Origin of the sequence: Hoeflea sp. TYP-13 (assembly GCF_040932035.1) — a bacterium.
Classification (GTDB): domain Bacteria; phylum Pseudomonadota; class Alphaproteobacteria; order Rhizobiales; family Rhizobiaceae; genus Hoeflea_A.
In genome coordinates, this window is the sequence record NZ_JBFRBB010000001.1 from 1,486,534 (window position 1) to 1,504,997 (window position 18,464).

At 56.7% G+C, this 18,464-nt stretch carries 17 protein-coding genes; 11 read left to right on the forward strand and 6 right to left on the reverse strand.

Annotated features, from left to right (window positions below; all coding sequences use genetic code 11):
• Nucleotides 1–89 precede the first annotated feature (89 nt).
• The 5 genes from ABVT35_RS06970 to rpsF all read right to left on the reverse strand — a co-directional run bounded on the left by ABVT35_RS06970 (nucleotide 90) and on the right by rpsF (nucleotide 4,192).
• Nucleotides 90–1,394, reverse strand: coding sequence for a class I SAM-dependent methyltransferase (locus ABVT35_RS06970; protein WP_368465558.1), 1,305 nt, complete (start codon nucleotides 1,392–1,394; stop codon nucleotides 90–92).
• Between the two features lie 304 nt (nucleotides 1,395–1,698).
• Nucleotides 1,699–2,379 carry a 50S ribosomal protein L9 gene (rplI, locus tag ABVT35_RS06975; protein WP_368465559.1) on the reverse strand — a complete coding sequence of 227 codons (681 nt, stop codon included), beginning with the start codon at nucleotides 2,377–2,379 and terminating at the stop codon, nucleotides 1,699–1,701.
• 21 nt (nucleotides 2,380–2,400) lie between these two features.
• Nucleotides 2,401–3,381 carry a DUF2232 domain-containing protein gene (locus tag ABVT35_RS06980; protein WP_368465560.1) on the reverse strand — a complete coding sequence of 327 codons (981 nt, stop codon included), beginning with the start codon at nucleotides 3,379–3,381 and terminating at the stop codon, nucleotides 2,401–2,403.
• Nucleotides 3,382–3,539: 158 nt separating this feature from the next.
• Complete coding sequence (rpsR, locus tag ABVT35_RS06985) at nucleotides 3,540–3,788, reverse strand: 30S ribosomal protein S18 (RefSeq protein WP_136658698.1); 249 nt, start codon at nucleotides 3,786–3,788, stop codon at nucleotides 3,540–3,542.
• A gap of 11 nt (nucleotides 3,789–3,799) precedes the next feature.
• Nucleotides 3,800–4,192, reverse strand: a complete 393-nt coding sequence (gene rpsF, locus ABVT35_RS06990) for a 30S ribosomal protein S6 (protein ID WP_368465561.1) — start codon at nucleotides 4,190–4,192, stop codon at nucleotides 3,800–3,802.
• 427 nt (nucleotides 4,193–4,619) lie between these two features.
• Here rpsF and ABVT35_RS06995 point away from each other — a divergent pair, with 427 nt between their 5' ends.
• The 4 genes from ABVT35_RS06995 to ABVT35_RS07010 all read left to right on the forward strand — a co-directional run bounded on the left by ABVT35_RS06995 (nucleotide 4,620) and on the right by ABVT35_RS07010 (nucleotide 9,992).
• On the forward strand, nucleotides 4,620–5,990 hold the full coding sequence (locus tag ABVT35_RS06995; protein ID WP_368465562.1) for a glutamine synthetase family protein: 1,371 nt from the start codon (nucleotides 4,620–4,622) through the stop codon (nucleotides 5,988–5,990).
• Between the two features lie 2 nt (nucleotides 5,991–5,992).
• Entirely contained in the window at nucleotides 5,993–7,378 is a 1,386-nt protein-coding gene (locus ABVT35_RS07000; RefSeq protein WP_368465563.1) for an aldehyde dehydrogenase family protein, read from the forward strand.
• Nucleotides 7,379–7,380: 2 nt separating this feature from the next.
• Nucleotides 7,381–8,526 carry an iron-containing alcohol dehydrogenase gene (locus ABVT35_RS07005; protein WP_368465564.1) on the forward strand — a complete coding sequence of 382 codons (1,146 nt, stop codon included), beginning with the start codon at nucleotides 7,381–7,383 and terminating at the stop codon, nucleotides 8,524–8,526.
• Nucleotides 8,527–8,663: 137 nt separating this feature from the next.
• Nucleotides 8,664–9,992: a glutamine synthetase gene (locus tag ABVT35_RS07010; RefSeq protein WP_368465565.1), complete on the forward strand. Its 1,329-nt coding sequence runs from the start codon at nucleotides 8,664–8,666 to the stop codon at nucleotides 9,990–9,992.
• A 356-nt stretch (nucleotides 9,993–10,348) separates the two neighbouring features.
• On the opposite strand, the gene ABVT35_RS07015 is transcribed toward ABVT35_RS07010, so the two are convergent.
• Nucleotides 10,349–11,398: a GGDEF domain-containing protein gene (locus ABVT35_RS07015; protein WP_368465566.1), complete on the reverse strand. Its 1,050-nt coding sequence runs from the start codon at nucleotides 11,396–11,398 to the stop codon at nucleotides 10,349–10,351.
• Between the two features lie 461 nt (nucleotides 11,399–11,859).
• Between ABVT35_RS07015 and ABVT35_RS07020 the strand changes: the two genes are divergently transcribed.
• From ABVT35_RS07020 to ABVT35_RS07050, 7 genes are all read left to right on the forward strand, one after another.
• Nucleotides 11,860–12,312: a hypothetical protein gene (locus ABVT35_RS07020; RefSeq protein ID WP_368465567.1), complete on the forward strand. Its 453-nt coding sequence runs from the start codon at nucleotides 11,860–11,862 to the stop codon at nucleotides 12,310–12,312.
• Nucleotides 12,313–12,581: 269 nt separating this feature from the next.
• Complete coding sequence (fabD, locus tag ABVT35_RS07025) at nucleotides 12,582–13,517, forward strand: ACP S-malonyltransferase (RefSeq protein ID WP_368465568.1); 936 nt, start codon at nucleotides 12,582–12,584, stop codon at nucleotides 13,515–13,517.
• A gap of 48 nt (nucleotides 13,518–13,565) precedes the next feature.
• The gene (fabG, locus tag ABVT35_RS07030) at nucleotides 13,566–14,303 is read left to right on the forward strand and encodes a 3-oxoacyl-[acyl-carrier-protein] reductase (RefSeq protein ID WP_368465569.1); all 738 of its coding nucleotides are present in this window, start codon (nucleotides 13,566–13,568) and stop codon (nucleotides 14,301–14,303) included.
• Between the two features lie 284 nt (nucleotides 14,304–14,587).
• On the forward strand, nucleotides 14,588–14,824 hold the full coding sequence (locus ABVT35_RS07035) for an acyl carrier protein (RefSeq protein WP_368465570.1): 237 nt from the start codon (nucleotides 14,588–14,590) through the stop codon (nucleotides 14,822–14,824).
• 192 nt (nucleotides 14,825–15,016) lie between these two features.
• Nucleotides 15,017–16,279, forward strand: a complete 1,263-nt coding sequence (gene fabF / locus ABVT35_RS07040) for a beta-ketoacyl-ACP synthase II (RefSeq protein ID WP_368465571.1) — start codon at nucleotides 15,017–15,019, stop codon at nucleotides 16,277–16,279.
• A gap of 97 nt (nucleotides 16,280–16,376) precedes the next feature.
• Nucleotides 16,377–17,537 carry an endolytic transglycosylase MltG gene (gene mltG / locus ABVT35_RS07045; protein WP_368465572.1) on the forward strand — a complete coding sequence of 387 codons (1,161 nt, stop codon included), beginning with the start codon at nucleotides 16,377–16,379 and terminating at the stop codon, nucleotides 17,535–17,537.
• A gap of 39 nt (nucleotides 17,538–17,576) precedes the next feature.
• Complete coding sequence (locus ABVT35_RS07050) at nucleotides 17,577–18,464, forward strand: YicC/YloC family endoribonuclease (protein ID WP_368465573.1); 888 nt, start codon at nucleotides 17,577–17,579, stop codon at nucleotides 18,462–18,464.

The window sequence follows — 18,464 nt, forward strand, 5'->3', positions numbered from 1 at the left end:
AAAAGCACGGCCATGCTCGATCTCCACAAGCACGGTGTGGAAAAAGAAATTATAGCTGATTCGATTTGACTTCCGAATGCGAATCGAATTTATGCGCGGCGGTTTTGCCTGGCCGCCGCAGCGCGTTTTTTCTTGGCCGATTCGCTGGCCTTTCTCGCTCTGTGCGGCGCGTGCTCGTCTTTGCCCATATAGTCCCGGGTCAGAGGTACGGCCTGCGGATTGTGGGCAAGCTGGATCTGAAAGACGACAAGATCCTGCCAGCGAAATGCCACTTCTGACGATGCCAGATAAAACTCCCACATGCGGCAGAAACGTTCGTCGTAGAGTTCCCTGGCCTTGTCCCAGTTCTTGAGGAAGCTGGTGCGCCACGCCTTCAGCGTTTCCGCATAGTGCAGCCGCAGAACTTCGATATCGGTTATCACCAGGCCCGACCGTTCAATTGACGGGACAATATCCGAAAGCGACGGAATGTAGCCGCCCGGGAAAATGTGTTTCTTGATAAACGGATTGGTGGGTGTCGGAGGTTCCGACTGGCCGATCGTGTGCAACAGCATCACACCATCCCGGTCGAGTAACTCGGCGCATTTATCGAAGTAGGTGCCGAAGTGTTTTGCGCCGACATGTTCAAACATTCCGACGGAGACGATGCGGTCGAATGTCTGATTGAGTTTGCGGTAGTCAAGCAGTCTGAAATCGACCTGTCCGGCAAAACCGTCCTCGCGGGCACGTTGGTTGGAGACCGCGAACTGCTCGTCAGACAGCGTGACGCCGGTAACCCTGGCATTGAACTGCCGGGCGAGGTGCAGGCCCATACCGCCCCAGCCGGATCCTATATCGAGGACTTTCAGCCTCTCGCGGCTCATGATCAGTTTTGATGCGATATGGCGTTTCTTCGCCATCTGCGCCTGTTCCAGCTCCATGGACGGATTTTCGTAGTACGCGCAGGAATATTGCCGGTCCGGATCGAGAAAGAGGTCGTACAGCGCGCCCGAAAGGTCATAGTGGTGTTTTACATTGGACCGCGAACGTCTCAGCGTATTCCTATCCAGGATATGAGCGGGAATGCGCCGCAAATGTTCGATCAGCCTGACCCAGCGGGCCGGACGTGTCCGGTTTTCCCGAGAATTCTTGAAGATTGTCTCAAGCAACAGATATATGTCGCCCTCTTCAAAGGCGATTTCGCCGTCCATGTAACATTCGCCGATCTTCAGATTTGGGTCGAATGCCACGGCGCGTTCGGCCTTGCGGCTGTTAAAGCGCAAATGCACCGGCGCACCGGTTCCGTCGCCAAGGTGAAGCTGATTACCGTCGGCGAATGTGACCGTCAGGTCGCCGGTCTTGACAAGTTTGCAGGCAATGTGAGTAAGGATGCGCTTCACGATCAAAAACCCCATAAATTACAAGTGTAAGAAAAGGCTTCCGTCTAGGCCAAAAGTTTAGCACTGTTTTAAGAATAGTCCAGTGCCTTGTTTTTCCACGTGAAAATGCCCATTTGGCAGTAGAATTATAGGAGTTTTTCTTAGAGATCCGCGTTGCCGGTATTAACTAGAACTCCGGCATTGGAACAACGTCTGTTGGATCCGCAAGGATGCGGTCGCACCATTAAAAGGGCGGAATTAGATTACGTCATTCCAAGACAGGAAAAAAAAGCCCGGCAATTGAGCCGGGCTTCTTTGCTGTTTTTTTATATCTGAGCAGTCAGGCTCTGGCCTCTTCCTCAGTTTCTGCTTCCGCCTCAGCTTCGACTTCTGCCTCAGCTTCAACTTCCGCTTCAGCTTCGGCCTCTGCTTCCTCGGCGGCCTCGTCATCAGCCGCTGTTTCGAACTCGACACCTTCGTCGAAGAGTTCCTCGGCGCTGACTTCTTCTTCGTCTGAACCGTAGATTGCGTCAGCCGAGGTCAGGTCCTCGCCCTTGGCCTGACGTTCGGCTTCGTCGGCCGAGCGGGCAACGTTGAGCTCGATTTTGACATCGACTTCGGCGTGAAGGGAGATAATGACTTCGTGCATGCCGATGGCTTTGATCGGGGTCCGCAGTTCAACCTGGCTGCGGCCGATCGAGAAACCTTCCTCGCTGAGGATTTCGACAACGTCTCGCGCCGCGACCGAGCCGTAAAGCTGGCCGGTTTCGCCGGCAGCGCGAACGACGATGAAGGACTTGCCGTCAAGCTTGTCGGCAACCTGCTGCGCCTCGCCGCGGCGTTCAAGATTGCGTGCTTCGAGCTGCGCGCGCTCGTTTTCAAAGCGGGCCTTGTTAGCGTCGTTGGCACGCAGGGCCTTGCCCTTGGGCAGAAGGTAGTTGCGTGCGTAACCGTCGCGGACTTTCACGACATCGCCCATTTGTCCAAGCTTGGCAACACGCTCAAGAAGAATGACATCCATGGTGGTTTCCTTTCAGATGAGTCAGTTCGATTGATTGCTGGAATTTGATGAACCCGATCCCGGAGGGGAAAGGGGAGCTGTCCGCACCGTCTCAAACAGGCCTGTGAACAGGAAGACGATCAGCGGCAACGGAAACAAAATGAAGATGGCGGCATAGGTGAACCACAGCGCCAGAAACCGCCAGGGCCTTCCGAACGTGCGATGATGCAGCATGGCAAGACCGGCGAGTATGAAGCCGCCCGCGAACGCTCCGGAAATGACTGAGCCGATAAGGCCAATTGGACCGCCGACGAAACCGAGAGCCAGCCCGGCACCGAAAATGAGCATCGCAATGCGCGACATTCTAAGCCCGGTGGGAATGATGTCGGCAGGCCGTTTTGCGCGGCCTGATACGCGCACGATGCCACAGGCAAGATACCAGCCTGCAAACAGGATAAGGACCCACATTGCCGCCTGTGCCGCCGGCAATACACGGGTCATGAAGGCTGCCATCTCGTCGGCACTGACGTCATCGGGTTTGAAGTCCGGATTCTGCTCACCCATGACTTCGATGAAGTAGTCGACGAAAGGCCGGACGGTTTCTTCCCCGTAGCCGATTACAATGCCGAGAATGATCAGCGACAACGATACCAGGCCGCATAGATGCAGCATAATGTCGGACAGCGGATACCAGGCCATCTGACCCGACGGTCCGCCGAGTTCCTCGGCCGGGCGCGCCAGATTGCTCAAATGTGCGATCCATGCGGCAGGGCCAAGGGTTGTCACGGCAATCATCACAGCGCCCAGCGGCGATACCGTTACGGCAATGAGCGCCGTTGCGGCGGCAACGGAAACTGTTCCGGCAAAATTGGACCAGCCGAGACCGGCGATGAGTACGGGAAGTGTCGCGCAGGCAGACAATAGAACCGAAAGCGCAGACCAGTCCCCCGAAGCCAATACGAGAAGGGCTGAGGCAAGGCCTGCAACAAGGCCTACGAGTAGGGATTGTGTCCTGCTGTTCATGTGTTTCGCTGTCCTGCTTGTTCAAGCAGTTAGAGGCAGTCGCGGTCTTATGATTGCCGCCGTCCGCCCCAACTTGGGGTTTTCAGGTTATCCCGCCGTGCCCATCACGGGGGAAGATGGCCGGGAAATTCCCGGCCACGATTGGTTCCGGCTATTGCCTACTTCACAAGGTAGGGCAAAAGGCCGAGGAAACGAGCGCGCTTGATGGCGCGGGCCAGTTCACGCTGCTTCTTCTGGCTGACCGCCGTGATACGGGACGGAACGATCTTGCCGCGCTCGGAAATGTAGCGCTGAAGCAGACGAACGTCCTTATAGTCGATCTTCGGAGCATTGGCACCGGAGAAAGGGCATGTCTTGCGGCGACGGTGAAAAGGACGCCGGGTTGGAATCTGATTAATATCAACCATGATTGTGCTCCCTATCTCCGGTCTTCACGCGGACGGCGCGGACGGTCATCGCGATCGCCGCGGCGCGGACGGTCGTCACGGTCACGCTTCTGCATCATGACGGACGGGCCTTCTTCGTGCTCATCGACACGGATGGTCATGTAGCGCAGCACGTCTTCATTGATGCGCATCTGGCGTTCCATTTCCTGGACCGCGGCTGCCGGAGCATTGATGTCCATCAGCGTGTAATGCGCCTTGCGGTTTTTGTTCATCCGGTAGGACAGGGACTTCAAGCCCCAGTTTTCTACGCGCCCGACCGATCCGCCATTGGATTCGAGGACACCCTTGAACTGATCAACAAGGGCCTCGACCTGCTGGCTGGATACGTCCTGCCGGGCAAGGAATACATGTTCATAAAGAGCCATGAGTAGCTTGCCTTTCTTTCAGTCTTCTCGTGTTTCGACACCCTGACATTCGGCGGCTAAGCCTCAACGACCCTCCTCGTGCCGCAAGGGCGCTGAAGAAAGGCGTTGGTTTCGAGACGGTCGAGAGCGGAGACACGGGAGGCCGGAAATCTGCATTTCCTGTCGCCCATCGGGCGGCCCTCCGTTCAGCCCCCAGCCAGATGACCGGGTGTTTCGAACAGCGCGCTTATAAGCGATTTCTGACCGGATGCAAGCAAATTCGCTCAGCGGGTTACTCAGTGCCTGATTAACCTTGATCACAGCGTGCGGCGGTCATTGGCGAAACGTTTGTGCAAATCGCTGGACCGGGCCGGCGATTTGGGTAGTCTCTCACAAGCCGCGCCTGTGAACGGCCACAAGAATCAACACAATCAGGACCGACAAGCCCATGCCCGGAAACCTCACCTTCGACGCGTTGAAAGAAGCCATCTCCAGAGGAGAGATCGATACGGTCGTCGCAGCCCAGGTCGACATGCAGGGGCGGCTGATGGGCAAGCGTTTCCAGGCCGATCATTTTGCCAACAGCGCCTGGAAGGAAACGCACAGCTGCAACTATCTGCTGGCGACCGACATGGAGATGGAGACGGTGAGCGGCTACCGTTCGACAAGCTGGGAGGCAGGGTACGGCGACTACACGATGAAACCGGACCTTTCGACGCTGCGCCGTACGCCCTGGCTGGACGGCACAGCTTTTGTTCTGTGCGATGTGCTCGATCACCACACGCACAAGGAAGTTCCCCACGCGCCGCGCACCGTACTCAAGCGCCAGGTGGCACGTCTGGAAGCGCTTGGCATGAAGGCCGTGATGGCTTCGGAACTGGAATTCTTCCTGTTTGAGCAAAGCTACGAGGAAGCACAGGACGCGCAATATGCCGGGCTCAAAACGGTCGGCAAATATAATGAGGACTACCACATCTTCCAGACCACCAAGGAAGAGAACGTCATGCGGGCAATCCGCAACGGCCTCTATGACGCGGGCATTGATGTGGAATGCTCCAAAGGGGAGGCGAGCGCCGGCCAGGAAGAGATCAACGTCAGATATTCCGACGCGCTTGATATGGCTGACACCCACGCCTTTATGAAGAATGCCTGCAAGGAGATCGCCTGGGGGCAGGGGCGGGCGCTCACCTTTCTTGCCAAATGGGCCAACGATGCCGCAGGCAGTTCGTCGCACATTCACCAGTCGCTTTGGAGCGCCGACGGCAGGACGCCGCTATTTCGCGATCCACACGGAGAATACGGCATGTCCGGGCTGATGCGGCACTACGTTGCCGGATTGCTGCACCACGCAAGCGATATCACCTGGATGCTGGCCCCTTACATCAATTCCTACAAGCGTTTTGCCGAGGGCACATTCGCGCCGACCAAGGCGATCTGGAGCATAGACAACCGCACCGCCGGATACCGCATATGCGGTGAGGACACCGATGCCGTGCGCGTCGAATGCCGTGTCGGCGGATCCGACCTCAATCCCTATCTGGCAATGGCGGGTCTGCTTGCTGCCGGCATCGACGGCATTGAAAACAAGCTCGAGCTGGAGGCCGAATTCAAGGGCGATGCCTATACGTCCGAGAAAGCCCGCAGCGTTCCAAGAACCTTGCGCGATGCAATTCAAAGCCTTGATAATTCAAAAATGCTCCGCGATGCGATGGGCAATGACGTCATCGACCACTATGTCCGGGCCGCCAGCTGGGAGCAGGAAGAATTTGACCGCCGCGTTACCGATTGGGAAGTCGCACGCGGTTTTGAAAGAGCCTGACAATGTCCAGAATCCTGCAGTGTATCTCGCCGGTTGACGGCTCAGTGTTTGCCGAACGTGAGGTTTTTTCCCGCGAACAAGCCTCTGCTGCTGTAATGCGGGCGCAATCGTCCCAGGAGGAATGGGCTCGTCGATCCTTGTCCGAACGTATCGACCTGGTACGTAGGGGCGTTGCCCGCATTGGCGAAATGAACGACGAGATCGTGCCCGAGCTTGCCATGATGATGGGCCGTCCGGTGCGCTATGGTGGCGAGTTTGGCGGCGTCAGCGAGCGCGCCGGCTACATGGCGAATATAGCCGAGGAAGCGCTGAAGCCGATTGTTGTCGAAGACAGCGAAGCGTTTGAACGGCGCATTTTACGCGAACCGCATGGCGTGGTGCTCGTCGTTGCGCCGTGGAACTATCCTTATATGACAGCCATCAACACGGTGGCGCCGGCGCTGATCGCCGGTAATGCGGTTCTTCTTAAACATGCGACGCAAACACTGCTGGTTGGTGAGCGCATGACACGGGCATTTGTCGAGGCGGGCATTCCCGAGGACATATTCCAGAACCTGTTCCTTGATCATGAAACGACTTTGGAGTTGATCGCGGCCGGCAGTTTCGGCTTCATCAACTTCACCGGCTCCGTCGGCGGCGGCAAGGCGATCGAACGCGCTGCAGCAGGTACGTTCACCGGTGCCGGTCTGGAGCTTGGCGGTAAGGATCCCGGCTACGTAATGGAAGACGCCCATCTCGACGCCGCCGTCGAGACGCTTATCGACGGGGCGATGTTCAACTCCGGACAGTGCTGCTGCGGAATAGAGCGGATCTATGTGACCGCATCACTCTATGATGCCTTTGTCGAAAAGGCTGTCGCAATCGTTTCTGGCTACAAACTTGGCAATCCACTGGAGGAAGCTACGACCCTGGGGCCGATGGCCCACCGCCGCTTTGCCGACGAGGTGCGTGCGCAATGCAGTGAGGCAATCGAGCAGGGCGCGAGGCCGATGATCGATCCGGGCCTGTTTCCGCAGGACGACGGCGGAACCTATCTCATGCCGCAGATCATCACCGGCGTGACGCATCAAATGCGCGTCATGCGCGACGAGACCTTTGGCCCGCTTGTCGGGATCATGAAGGTTGAGAGCGATGACGAAGCCATAGCATTGATGAATGACAGCGCGTTCGGCCTTACCGCTTCCCTGTGGACCGGGGACGTCTCGCGGGCGGCGGCGATCGGCGCACGCTTGGATACGGGCACTGTTTTCATGAACAGGGCCGACTATCTCGATCCCGGGCTCTGCTGGACAGGCTGCAAAGACACCGGCCGCGGCGGCGCGCTTTCCGTCATCGGCTATCAGAACTTGACCCGTCCGAAATCCTATCATTTGAAGAAAGTAATTTGACCATGCGCCTAATTGGGAACTGGACATACCCGACCACCATTCGATTTGGAGCGGGCCGCATTACCGAACTTGCACAAGCCTGCGCGGAAGTCGGCATCAAACGCCCACTTCTTGTCACAGACCGTGGGCTTGCGGGTCTGCCGATCACACAGAACGCGCTCGATATTCTCGATGCGGAGGGACTTGGCCGGGCGATGTTCTTTGAAGTCGATCCCAATCCGACGGACAGAAATCTCGAAGCGGGTATCGCGGCGTTCAGGGCCGGCGGCCATGACGGTGTCATTGCATTTGGCGGCGGATCGGGCCTTGATCTCGGAAAACTCGTCGCATTCATGGCCGAACAGACACGGCCGGTTTGGGATTTTGCCGATATTGGCGACTGGTGGAAGCGCGCCGATTCAGAGGCTATCTACCCGATCGTTGCCGTGCCGACGACGGCGGGAACCGGGTCCGAGGTCGGGCGTGCAGGCGTCCTCACCAACTCCGGGACCCACGTCAAGAAGATCATTTTTCACCCCAAGGTCCTGCCATCCGCCGTCATCTGCGATCCGGAGCTGACGGTTGGCATGCCGAAGGTGATCACAGTCGGCACCGGTATGGATGCCTTTGCCCATTGTCTCGAAGCTTTTTCCTCACCGTTCTATCACCCGATGAGCCAAGGCATTGCGCTGGAGGGTATGCGGCTTGTGAAGGAAAACCTGCCGCTCGTGGTTGAGGACCCGAACAACCTCGATGCCAGAGGACACATGATGAGCGCAGCGGCCATGGGCGCAACAGCGTTCCAGAAAGGACTTGGTGCGGTGCATGCCGTGTCGCACCCGGTCGGCGCCATCTACAACACCCACCACGGCATGACCAATGCGGTGGTGATTCCGCCTGTTTTGCAGCTCAACCGTACCGTAATCGAGGAGCGTATCGGCCAGGCCGCGGCCTATCTTGGTATTACGGGCGGCTTTGAAGGCTATTATGACTACATCATGAAGCTGCGGGCCGATCTTGGCGTTCCCGATAAGCTCAGAGAGCTTGGTGTGGGCGCAGACCGCATTGGCGACCTGGCGGATATGGCGCTCGAGGACCCGAGCGCGATGGGCAATCCGGTCAAGCTGACAAAGGAAAACACCGTCCGGCTTTTTGAAGAGTGCATCTGACCGACATGTTCACTCGGAATGTGCCCCGCGCTATATTTCCAACCGGATAGGGGCACAGGGTGAGAGCAGTCGGTTAACGCTATTGCAACCGACGGTTCCGATAGTGCCGATGTCGACAAGCAGGCGAGGATGATCCGATGAGCAGCACCCGAAAAGACACCGATCTCATCATGGTGGTCACCAGCGATATTGCCGGACAGTTGCGCGGCAAGGCCATGACCTATGGAGCCCGCAGGGAGCGTGCCCATATCGGCGTCGGCTGGACGCCGACCAATATCTTCCAGACGACGTTCGGGCCGATTGCCGACACGCCATGGGGGGCCTTCGGCGACTTGATGCTGAGGCCGGATTTTTCAACATTGGTTGACGTCGATATCCCCGAATACGGGGTGGACGAGTCATTTGTTATCGGGGATGTCCTCACGCTCGACGACCGGCACTGGGACTGCTGCCTGCGTAGCCAGCTGGCGAGCGCCATCCAAACTTTGCGTGAAAAACACGGTCTGGTCCTGACCGTCGCCTTTGAACACGAGTTTCATTTCTCAGGCTGCGAGGGGCAGGATGGGCTCGGTTACTCACTGCGCGCGCTGCGTCGTATGGGTGTGTTTCCCGACCGGCTGATGGATACGATCAAAAGGGCAGGGCTGGCCCCGGATACATTTTCGCCCGAATTCGGACCGGCGCAGTGCGAAGTCACCGTCAAGCCCAACGATGCGCTGAGGGCGGCGGACGATGCGGTCGTTCTTCGCGAGATGACCAGGGCCGTGGCGCGTGGTCTGGATGCACGGGCAAGCTTTGCGCCCATCCTTGATCCCGAGAGTGTCGGAAACGGCGTCCATGTCCATTTCTCAATTCAGGATGTCGATGGCCACCAGGTCGACTATGACGAGGAACGCCCCTACTGCGTTTCGGAAACCGCCGGGGCCTTCGTTGCCGGACTTCTCAAATACATGCCGGATTATCTTTGTATGACCGCACCATCGGTCGCATCTTATATGCGGCTGACGCCGCATCGCTGGAGTGCGGCTTTCAACAATTTCGGTATCCAGGACCGGGAAGCCGCGGTGCGCATCTGTCCCGTCTTCAGGGAGAGTGAAGAAGAAGATGTGTCGAAGAAATTCCATTTCGAGTACCGCGCCGGCGATGCGGCAGCGAGCCCCTATCTGTTTCTTGCAGCGCTTGTTCGCGCCGGAACCAGCGGCCTCGATGAAGCCCTGACAACGCCACATGCAACCAGTTCAGATCTGACAACTGCCGCTGAGGCTGAACTTGCCGATTTGGGCGTGGAACACCTTTCGCAGTCGCTTGCGGATGCGTTGGACAAGCTGTCGCAAAGCGAGTGGGCGAGGCAAGCCTTTGGCGAAACGCTGGTCGATGCCTATCTGCGTCACAAGCGTTGCGAGGTCGACCAGCTCAAGGATTTGTCGGATGCCGACATTTGCGCGAAATATGCGGCAGCCTACTAAAACGTTGTGAAACCGGAATATATTTCGCAGAAATAACTTCTAGAGCGTGTCTTGCTTAGATTGAAGCATTTGATGGCTGACAATCGGTTCACTCGGCTAGGCGCGTCGCGCAGCGCGATGTGGTGCATCGTGCAAGCGGCGCAACAACGCCGATGGGCCGATTGTCCGCCACCCTTGAAAGGACGATGTTGTTGAAATTCAGAGATAAATGGGCCGGGCGATTTTGCCCGCTGACTGCGTTGGCTCACGCTTGTGGTGGGCCCGCACCACGGCGCGCAACCCGCCTTGTCAGCGACTAAAATCGCCTCGGTCAAATGCTTCAATCTAAGCAAGACACGCTCTAGCGAATTGAAATATCACTTCTTTCTGTAAAGAAGCCAGTCCTTGAAGGCTTTGCCGTTGCCGGCCGGTATCTCCGAAAAACGCGTAACGCGATTGCGTCCGCTGTTTTTGGATGCGTAAAGCGCCTGATCCGTCTTGCGGTAAAGTTCGGTGGAATCGGTAGCTTCCGACCCCATGCAGACACCGAGCGATATCGTTACCGGGCCATAATCGATGCCTGTTTTGTTGTTGATGAACTTTTTTTCTTCCACCGCTGCCCGAACCCGTTCGGCCGCTTCGCAGGCCTCTTGTTCAGTTGTGTCCTTTTGGGCAATAGCAAATTCTTCACCGCCAATGCGGGCGATGAAGGCCTCTTCGCCCAAAGTGTTCCGCAATATGCCGGCAACATAGGACAGGATCTTGTCGCCGATGATGTGCCCGAAGGTGTCATTGATACGCTTGAAATGATCGATATCGGCGAAAATCAGGCCGGAATACATGGCGCACTTCTTGTCACCGTGAACTTCGGCAATATGGGAATCGAAGGCGCGACGATTGGCCAGTTTTGTCAGCGGGTCCGTGTTCGCCAGCTTTTTATAGCGTTCCAGCTCGGAGTTGATTTTCTTGATTTCCACCGACTTCTCGTTCATCGAATTCACAACTTTCTTGCCGTGATCAATGGTCGTATCGGTGGCATCTGACAGTATTCTGACAATTTGATTGAGCAGCCTGCCATCGCTGTGGTCCGGATCGGTGATTTTTTCGGACGTATCGCCCAGCACTTTGCCGTAGCGCTGCAGCGATGTTTGCTCATCGCGCAGCAGCGTAAGCACGCTCTTTATCTGGGAGGTGATGCGGCTTTGCGCTTCCTCGAATACACCCTCGCCATGATGGTGGGCAAAATAGCGGCGGCCGAGTTTGTCGAGATCCTCTTGCGTCGCGCTGCTGCCCAATCGGTTCAGTTCCTTGCTCAGTTCCTGGTTGGTGCCCGTGACGGCTTCATAAAACAGTTCATAGTTTCGCGGCAGGCCGGCTACACCTTGCTCGCTCATCATCATCACAATTCTTTTGGCGGTATCTGTCATGGGCACAGTATTTCTGCTGCAGAGGCCTGAAAGGCGAGAGAGATTTAACGTTCGTCGCGGCTTTTAAAAGGATGCGGGTAAAGAATTGGAAAAGATTTAACAAAATTGTCGGTTAAAATTTACCGACCGCTGATTGAACGTCAAATGCCCGCAATTCAAGGTTTTGAGACCTTGCCGGGGGATTCAGCTTCGGGAGTTTATTTGACTATACGGTAGTAATATTGCTGCGAGATCAACGGGGAGTCGCATTGGCATAAGTAAAAATGAGCTATCAATTTGCGACACAAAAATTAACGTTAATTTAACTAACGGTTTGATCGTCCACAGAAAATTCATTAGCTCAATAATCGGGCGGTATCTAGGTCCCGGTGTTAAGAAGCATTTTTCAACAATCACTTGCTGCACGGGAGATATCAAAACTGGTGAGCGGCGGATGCCAGGTTTCACCGAGGAGAACTGTTATGAATGCAACATCGACAACCAGCAATGTCGTTCGGGCAACGCGCTCGGTGGACCAGGCTGAAAAAGTGGTCAACAGCCTCAACGATGTCGTTGAGCGCATGATCAATACAAACCGGACCATGCCGACGAGCAAGTCGGATCACGCCGTAAATCTGTATGATGCGGCGATCCGCGATGCAGTGGCAGATATGGAAAGAATGGAAGCTGAACGGGGCGCTGCCCAGCAGGTTCTCGAAGAAAGTTTTGCCGAGCGTGAGGCCAAGGTGCGCAATGACATCGCGTTCCATGAGCAGGGGCTCGAAGCGGCGCGTGAAGAGCTCAAGCAGCTCGGCGTCGAGCACAAGCAACAAAGCCACGAACTCACGTCGCGTTACGACAGCCAGATCAGCGCTGCAATGCGCATGAAAGAGGCGAACAAGGCGGCGCGCGATATTCTTCTCGGTGACCTTTGAGTCCCGCTGCCTCTCGGATGGCGCCGGCAGGGGGGCATCCGGGAGGCACCTGCATATAGAAATTCTGACTGGACGGGCGCATCAATTGCGCCCGTTTTTTTGGTTTCAACACTATCCCCGATTGATCCGCTTTTGAGGTCCCTTGTGTATTGTCGATCATTCGGCAATTCGGCAACGGACGGGTTCCATCTCGCCCTATTCCGGCGGTAGAGCTTGACTTGCGGCCTATTCAGTGGTGTGAGGCGGCAAAACAAATTTGGAACTTTCACATGAGCACTGCATTTACATTCCCCGGTCAGGGCAGCCAGAGCGTTGGCATGGGCAAAGACCTGGCCGATGCGTTTCCCGAGGCGCGCGCTGTATTTGACGAAGTCGACGACGCGCTCGGACAAAAACTATCGGCACTGATGTGGGACGGTCCCGACGATGAACTGACGCTGACCGCCAACGCCCAGCCGGCTTTGATGGCGGTTTCCATGGCCACCATGCGTGCGCTCGAAGCAAAAGGATTTTCGTTTGCTGAAAAGGTAGCTTATGTGGCGGGCCATTCCCTGGGAGAATATTCAGCACTTGCTGCTGCTGGTGCGCTGACGATTGGCGATACGGCACGCCTGCTTCGTGTCCGCGGCAATGCCATGCAGGAAGCGGTTCCGGTCGGCAAGGGTGCCATGGCGGCCATCATCGGCCTGGAGCAGGATGCGGTTGAGGCCATATGCGCAGAAAGTGCAGCCGGTGGCGTGTGCCAGATTGCGAATGACAATGGCGGCGGCCAGCTGGTGATCTCCGGTACCAAGGAAAGCGTCGAAAAAGCCGTTACGCTGGCCAGCGAGAAGGGCGCCAAACGAGCGTTGCTGCTTCCGGTATCCGCACCGTTCCACTCAGAATTGATGCAGCCGGCTGCGGATGCTATGCGTTCGGCGCTCAGCGACGTACCGCTTCAGGCGCCTGCCGTCCCGCTGGTTTGCAATGTCCTTGCGCAGCCGGTCACTGACCCGCAGGAAATCAAGGATCTTCTCGTCAGACAGGTCACCGGGCAGGTGCGTTGGCGTGAAACGGTATCCTGGTTTGCCGCTCACGGTGTAACCGAGGCCTGCGAGGTCGGCGCCGGCAAGGTGCTGACAGGGCTTGCACGGCGCATCGACCGCTCGATATCCGGAAAGGCCATCAATACGCCACAGGACATTGAGAACTATCTGCAAGGCTGATTGCGGAATCCCGGATCAACCAGCAGCGACTGATCAGAAGGATAAGAAATGTTTGAACTGAATGGCCGCAAGGCACTGATTACCGGAGCGTCCGGAGGTATCGGCGAGGAAATTGCCCGTGTTTTGCACGCCAATGGAGCGGTGGTCGGTCTTCACGGAACGCGTATCGAGAAGCTGCAGGCACTTGCCGATGAGCTGGGTGACAACACGCACATCTTCCCCGCTAATCTCTCAGACCGCAAAGAGGTGAAATCGCTTGCCGGGAAGGCGGAGGAAGAGCTCGGCGGCGTGGACATTCTGGTCAACAATGCAGGTATCACGAGGGACGGTCTGTTCGTCCGGATGTCGGACGAGGACTGGGACACGGTTATTAATGTCAATCTGACAGCCGTCTTCAATCTGACCCGTGAACTCACCCATCCGATGATGCGCCGCCGCCACGGCCGCATTATCAACATTACATCGGTTGTCGGTGTGACGGGCAATCCGGGACAAGCGAACTACTGCGCGGCCAAGGCCGGCATGATCGGGTTCTCCAAGTCGCTTGCCCAGGAAATTGCCTCGCGCAACGTCACCGTCAATTGTGTTGCCCCGGGTTTCATTGAATCGGCAATGACCGAAAAGCTCAATGACAAGCAGAAAGATGCGATCATGGGTGCCATTCCGATGCGCCGTATGGGCAAGGGATCCGAGGTTGCCTCGGCGATTTCCTACCTGGCGTCGGAGGAGGCGGGCTACATCACCGGACAGACAATCCATGTGAATGGCGGAATGGCAATGATATGACCCCGATAGCGGGAGAATTTGGTGCGAATTGGCAACTTTAGCTGACTTAGGCGCCAACCGCGAAAATTCGGGCTTTGCCGCTGACATAAACCGTGTTAATGGCCGCAACCAATGCTGTTTGCAGCCTTTTGGCTGCGATTGCAGACCCGGATGAACCGGGTAATCCACAGGTCCGCGTTTTGACGGGGCACATGCGCCGATTTATAAGGCGCTGGAACTTGATTGAGTGACTGCATGCCGCTATCCAAGGCATTGCAAAACATATAAGGGTCGAGGATAACGACATGAGCGATATCGCAGAACGCGTTAAGAATATTGTTGTCGAGCATCTTGGCGTAGATGCCGAGAAAGTGACAGAGGGTGCAAGCTTCATCGATGATCTTGGTGCCGATTCCCTCGACACGGTTGAACTGGTTATGGCGTTCGAGGAAGAATTCGGTGTCGAAATCCCCGACGATGCAGCCGACACGATCCTGACTGTCGGCGACGCCGTCAAATATATTGAAAAGTCTCAGAGCTAGGTTCAGTTAGCGGGGCGAAAATTGTCCCGCATCGCCGTTTGGCATGTGGACTTTGGATCATATAGACTATACGCGACAGCCCGGGAAGTTTCCGGGCTGAATGGTTGTTGTGGCCCTGATTCTTCAATGTGATTTGAGTGTTGCGGCAGGCAGCAACATGAAACCGGATGCAGGCAGTAGGATGGGAGCACCATGAGGCGGGTTGTAATCACGGGAACCGGCATGGTTTCTCCTCTCGGTGACGGCACCGAGGTGACATGGGAAAGGCTGTTGGCGGGCGAAAACGCGGCAGCGAGAATCCAGGAATTCGAAACGGAAGATCTGGCGGCGAAAATTGCCTGCCGTATTCCGGTCGGAGATGGCAGCGGCGGAACCTACAACCCCGACGCCTATATGGAGCCCAAGGAGCAACGCAAGGTCGATCCGTTTATATGTTATGCGATTGCCGCGGCAGATCATGCGCTGGCTGATGCCGGCTGGAAACCTGAAAGCGATGAGGACCAGATAGCAACGGGTGTGCTGATCGGCTCCGGAATTGGCGGACTGCAGGGCATCATCGATGCGGGAGACACCCTGAGGGAGCGCGGGCCAAGGCGTGTATCGCCGTTCTTTATCCCCGGCCGTCTTATCAATCTTGCTGCCGGTCAGGTTTCGATACGGCACAAGCTGCGCGGACCGAACCACTCAGTTGTGACAGCCTGCTCGACCGGCGCCCACGCAATCGGCGACGCCAGCCGGCTAATTTCCCTCGGCGATGCCGATGTCATGGTCGCGGGCGGCACCGAATCGCCCATCTGCCGAATTGCCATGGCCGGCTTTGCAGCCTGCAAGGCGCTGTCGACCTCCTACAATGACGATCCCAAAAGCGCCTCGCGCCCGTATGACGAGGCCCGCGACGGTTTTGTCATGGGCGAGGGTGCCGGTGTCGTCGTGCTTGAGGAGCTTGAACATGCCAAGGCACGTGGTGCGAAGATTTACGCCGAGGTCATCGGCTACGGTCTTTCCGGCGACGCCTACCACATCACCGCACCGTCGGAAGATGGCGAAGGCGCCTATCGCTGCATGCAGTCGGCCATGAAACGGGCTAATATCAGCGCCGCTGACATCAACTACATCAACGCCCACGGCACTTCGACAATGGCTGATACGATCGAGCTCGGTGCGGTTGAACGGCTGGTAGGCGATGCCGCCCCGTCGATTTCAATGTCCTCCACCAAATCCGCAATCGGCCACCTTTTGGGTGCAGCTGGCGCGGTTGAGGCGATTTTTGCCACTTTGGCGATTCGCGACAATATTGCGCCGCCGACGCTGAACCTGGACAACCCATCAGTTGAAACCCCAATCGACCTCGTGCCCAAGGTTGCGCGCAGGCGCGAAATCAACGTCGCCCTGTCCAATTCCTTTGGATTTGGCGGTACAAATGCTTCACTGGTATTGCGGCGGTATGAGGGATAAAATGACGCAGTTCTGATCCGGACTGCCTTCTGTTGCCATATTCATGTTCATAGTGAGACTGTAATGCAACAGTGATTCCGGAAATAGAGGATGGATTGTGAGCGACGGCAATATATCTGGTGATCAGGAAAGTTTCGGACGTACGAGGTCCGCAGGCCCGATCATTCCTCAATCTGCAAGCCAGGCCTTGAAGCCGGAAGAAGCCCCGCAGCCGCCCAAGCGGTCGGAGCGTGCACGCAGCCAGTTCGTCGTTTTTTTGAACTTCGTCATGTCATTTGTCGTATTTCTGACGCTCGCCGCCGCCGGCGCCGTCTATTTCGGCAAGATCAAGTTCGACGAAAACGGCCCGCTGGAACGCAGCGCCAATGTGCGCATTCAACAGGGCACGAGCCTGAATGAAATTGCCAAACTGCTGGAACGCCGGCAGGTGATCTCCAACGCCTTCATCTTCAAGTCGGGTGTCAGGGCCTATATGCCTGGCGATTCTCTGAAAGCCGGCGAATACGAGATCAAGGCCGGCGCATCGATGCGCGATGTGATGGACCTGTTGCGTTCGGGCAAGTCGGTTCTTTACTCGGTCACCATCGCTGAAGGGCTCACAGTCGAGCAGATTTTCGAACGTCTCGCATCCAACGGTGAATTGACCGGAGATTTGCCGGAAGAACTTCCCGCTGAAGGAACGTTGCGGCCGGAGACCTACAGGTTTACGCGCGGCACCAGCCGGGAAGAGATCGTCGACCAGATGCGCGCCTCGCAGAACGCGCTTGTCAACCAGATCTGGGCGCAGCGAGATCCCGGATTGCCGATCAAGTCGAAGGAAGAACTGGTCATTCTGGCGTCGATTGTGGAAAAGGAAACCGGACGGGCCGATGAACGCACCCTGGTTGCCTCGGTGTTCTTGAACCGGCTTGAGCGTGGCATGCGGCTGCAATCTGATCCGACGATCATATACGGGCTCTTCGGCGGCAAGGGTAAGCCCTCGGACCGGCCGATCTATCGTTCCGACCTGGACAAGCCGACGCCCTACAACACCTACAAAATTGATGGTTTGCCGCCGACCCCGATCGCCAATCCGGGCCGTGCCGCGCTCGAAGCGGTGGCCGAGCCGTCGAAAACGAACAATGTGTTTTTCGTAGCCGACGGAACAGGCGGTCATGTTTTTGCCGAAACGCTGGAACAGCACAACGCCAATGTCCGCAGATGGCGCAAGATAGAGGCAGACCGGGCCAAGCAGAAGGAAAAGGCTGCCGATCAATAACCGGTAGCGGACGGATTTCGGCCGCGCGAAAGGTACTGCATGACGCTACAATCGATGACCGGCTTTGCCCACAAGGAGGGAACAGCAGGCTCACTGCAATGGACGTGGGAACTGCGTTCCGTAAACGGGCGGGGTCTGGACATCCGCATTCGCGTGCCGGCTGGTTTCGAACAGCTCGAACCGGACATCAAAAAGGCACTTTCCGACCGTTTTTCCAGGGGAAACATCCAGGCAACACTTTCTGTTTCCAGGGATGAAAAGCGTGCTGAGGCAACCGTAAACCAGGACGTGCTCGACGCAGTCGTCGATCTGGCCAAGCAATTGCAAGACAGCGTCGATGCAGAGCCGCCGCGAATCGATGGCCTGTTGAATATTCGTGGTGTGCTTGAATTCAACGAGCCGCAACTGGATGAGGAAACCGCACGACTGGAACGATCGGCTGTCATGGATGGACTTGACGAGGCTATCGGGGCAATGGCCGAGATGCGTAAGGCCGAGGGAACGAAAATAGCTGAATTCATCAGCGCTCAGATCGATGGGATCGAAGCCATGGCCAAAAAGGCGGATTCTGATCCTTCAACAGAACCCGAGAATATCGTGGCAAGGCTTTCCGCACAGGTTAAAATGCTCCTCGATACGGGTGTGGAGCTCGATGAAGGACGTCTTCATATGGAAGCCGCCATTTTGGCTTCGAAGGCGGACATCAGGGAGGAAATCGATCGCCTGTTTGCGCATGTCGATGCCTGTAGGGCCCTGGTGGCTGATGGCGGCGTCGTCGGGCGCCGGCTGGACTTTCTGGCACAGGAGTTCAACCGGGAATCAAATACAATCTGTTCCAAATCCAATGCGTCTTCCGTCACCGCAGTCGGGCTGGATCTGAAGGTTCTCATCGATCAGTTTCGCGAACAGATCCAGAATTTGGAATAA

Coding starts and splice junctions, on each gene's coding strand:
- ABVT35_RS06970 (WP_368465558.1), bottom strand. CDS start 1,394: ATGGGGTTTTTGATCGTGAAGCGCATCCTTACTCACATTGCCTGCAAA.
- rplI (WP_368465559.1), bottom strand. CDS start 2,379: ATGGATGTCATTCTTCTTGAGCGTGTTGCCAAGCTTGGACAAATGGGC.
- ABVT35_RS06980 (WP_368465560.1), bottom strand. CDS start 3,381: ATGAACAGCAGGACACAATCCCTACTCGTAGGCCTTGTTGCAGGCCTT.
- rpsR (WP_136658698.1), bottom strand. CDS start 3,788: ATGGTTGATATTAATCAGATTCCAACCCGGCGTCCTTTTCACCGTCGC.
- rpsF (WP_368465561.1), bottom strand. CDS start 4,192: ATGGCTCTTTATGAACATGTATTCCTTGCCCGGCAGGACGTATCCAGC.
- ABVT35_RS06995 (WP_368465562.1), top strand. CDS start 4,620: ATGCCCGGAAACCTCACCTTCGACGCGTTGAAAGAAGCCATCTCCAGA.
- ABVT35_RS07000 (WP_368465563.1), top strand. CDS start 5,993: ATGTCCAGAATCCTGCAGTGTATCTCGCCGGTTGACGGCTCAGTGTTT.
- ABVT35_RS07005 (WP_368465564.1), top strand. CDS start 7,381: ATGCGCCTAATTGGGAACTGGACATACCCGACCACCATTCGATTTGGA.
- ABVT35_RS07010 (WP_368465565.1), top strand. CDS start 8,664: ATGAGCAGCACCCGAAAAGACACCGATCTCATCATGGTGGTCACCAGC.
- ABVT35_RS07015 (WP_368465566.1), bottom strand. CDS start 11,398: ATGACAGATACCGCCAAAAGAATTGTGATGATGATGAGCGAGCAAGGT.
- ABVT35_RS07020 (WP_368465567.1), top strand. CDS start 11,860: ATGAATGCAACATCGACAACCAGCAATGTCGTTCGGGCAACGCGCTCG.
- fabD (WP_368465568.1), top strand. CDS start 12,582: ATGAGCACTGCATTTACATTCCCCGGTCAGGGCAGCCAGAGCGTTGGC.
- fabG (WP_368465569.1), top strand. CDS start 13,566: ATGTTTGAACTGAATGGCCGCAAGGCACTGATTACCGGAGCGTCCGGA.
- ABVT35_RS07035 (WP_368465570.1), top strand. CDS start 14,588: ATGAGCGATATCGCAGAACGCGTTAAGAATATTGTTGTCGAGCATCTT.
- fabF (WP_368465571.1), top strand. CDS start 15,017: ATGAGGCGGGTTGTAATCACGGGAACCGGCATGGTTTCTCCTCTCGGT.
- ABVT35_RS07050 (WP_368465573.1), top strand. CDS start 17,577: ATGACGCTACAATCGATGACCGGCTTTGCCCACAAGGAGGGAACAGCA.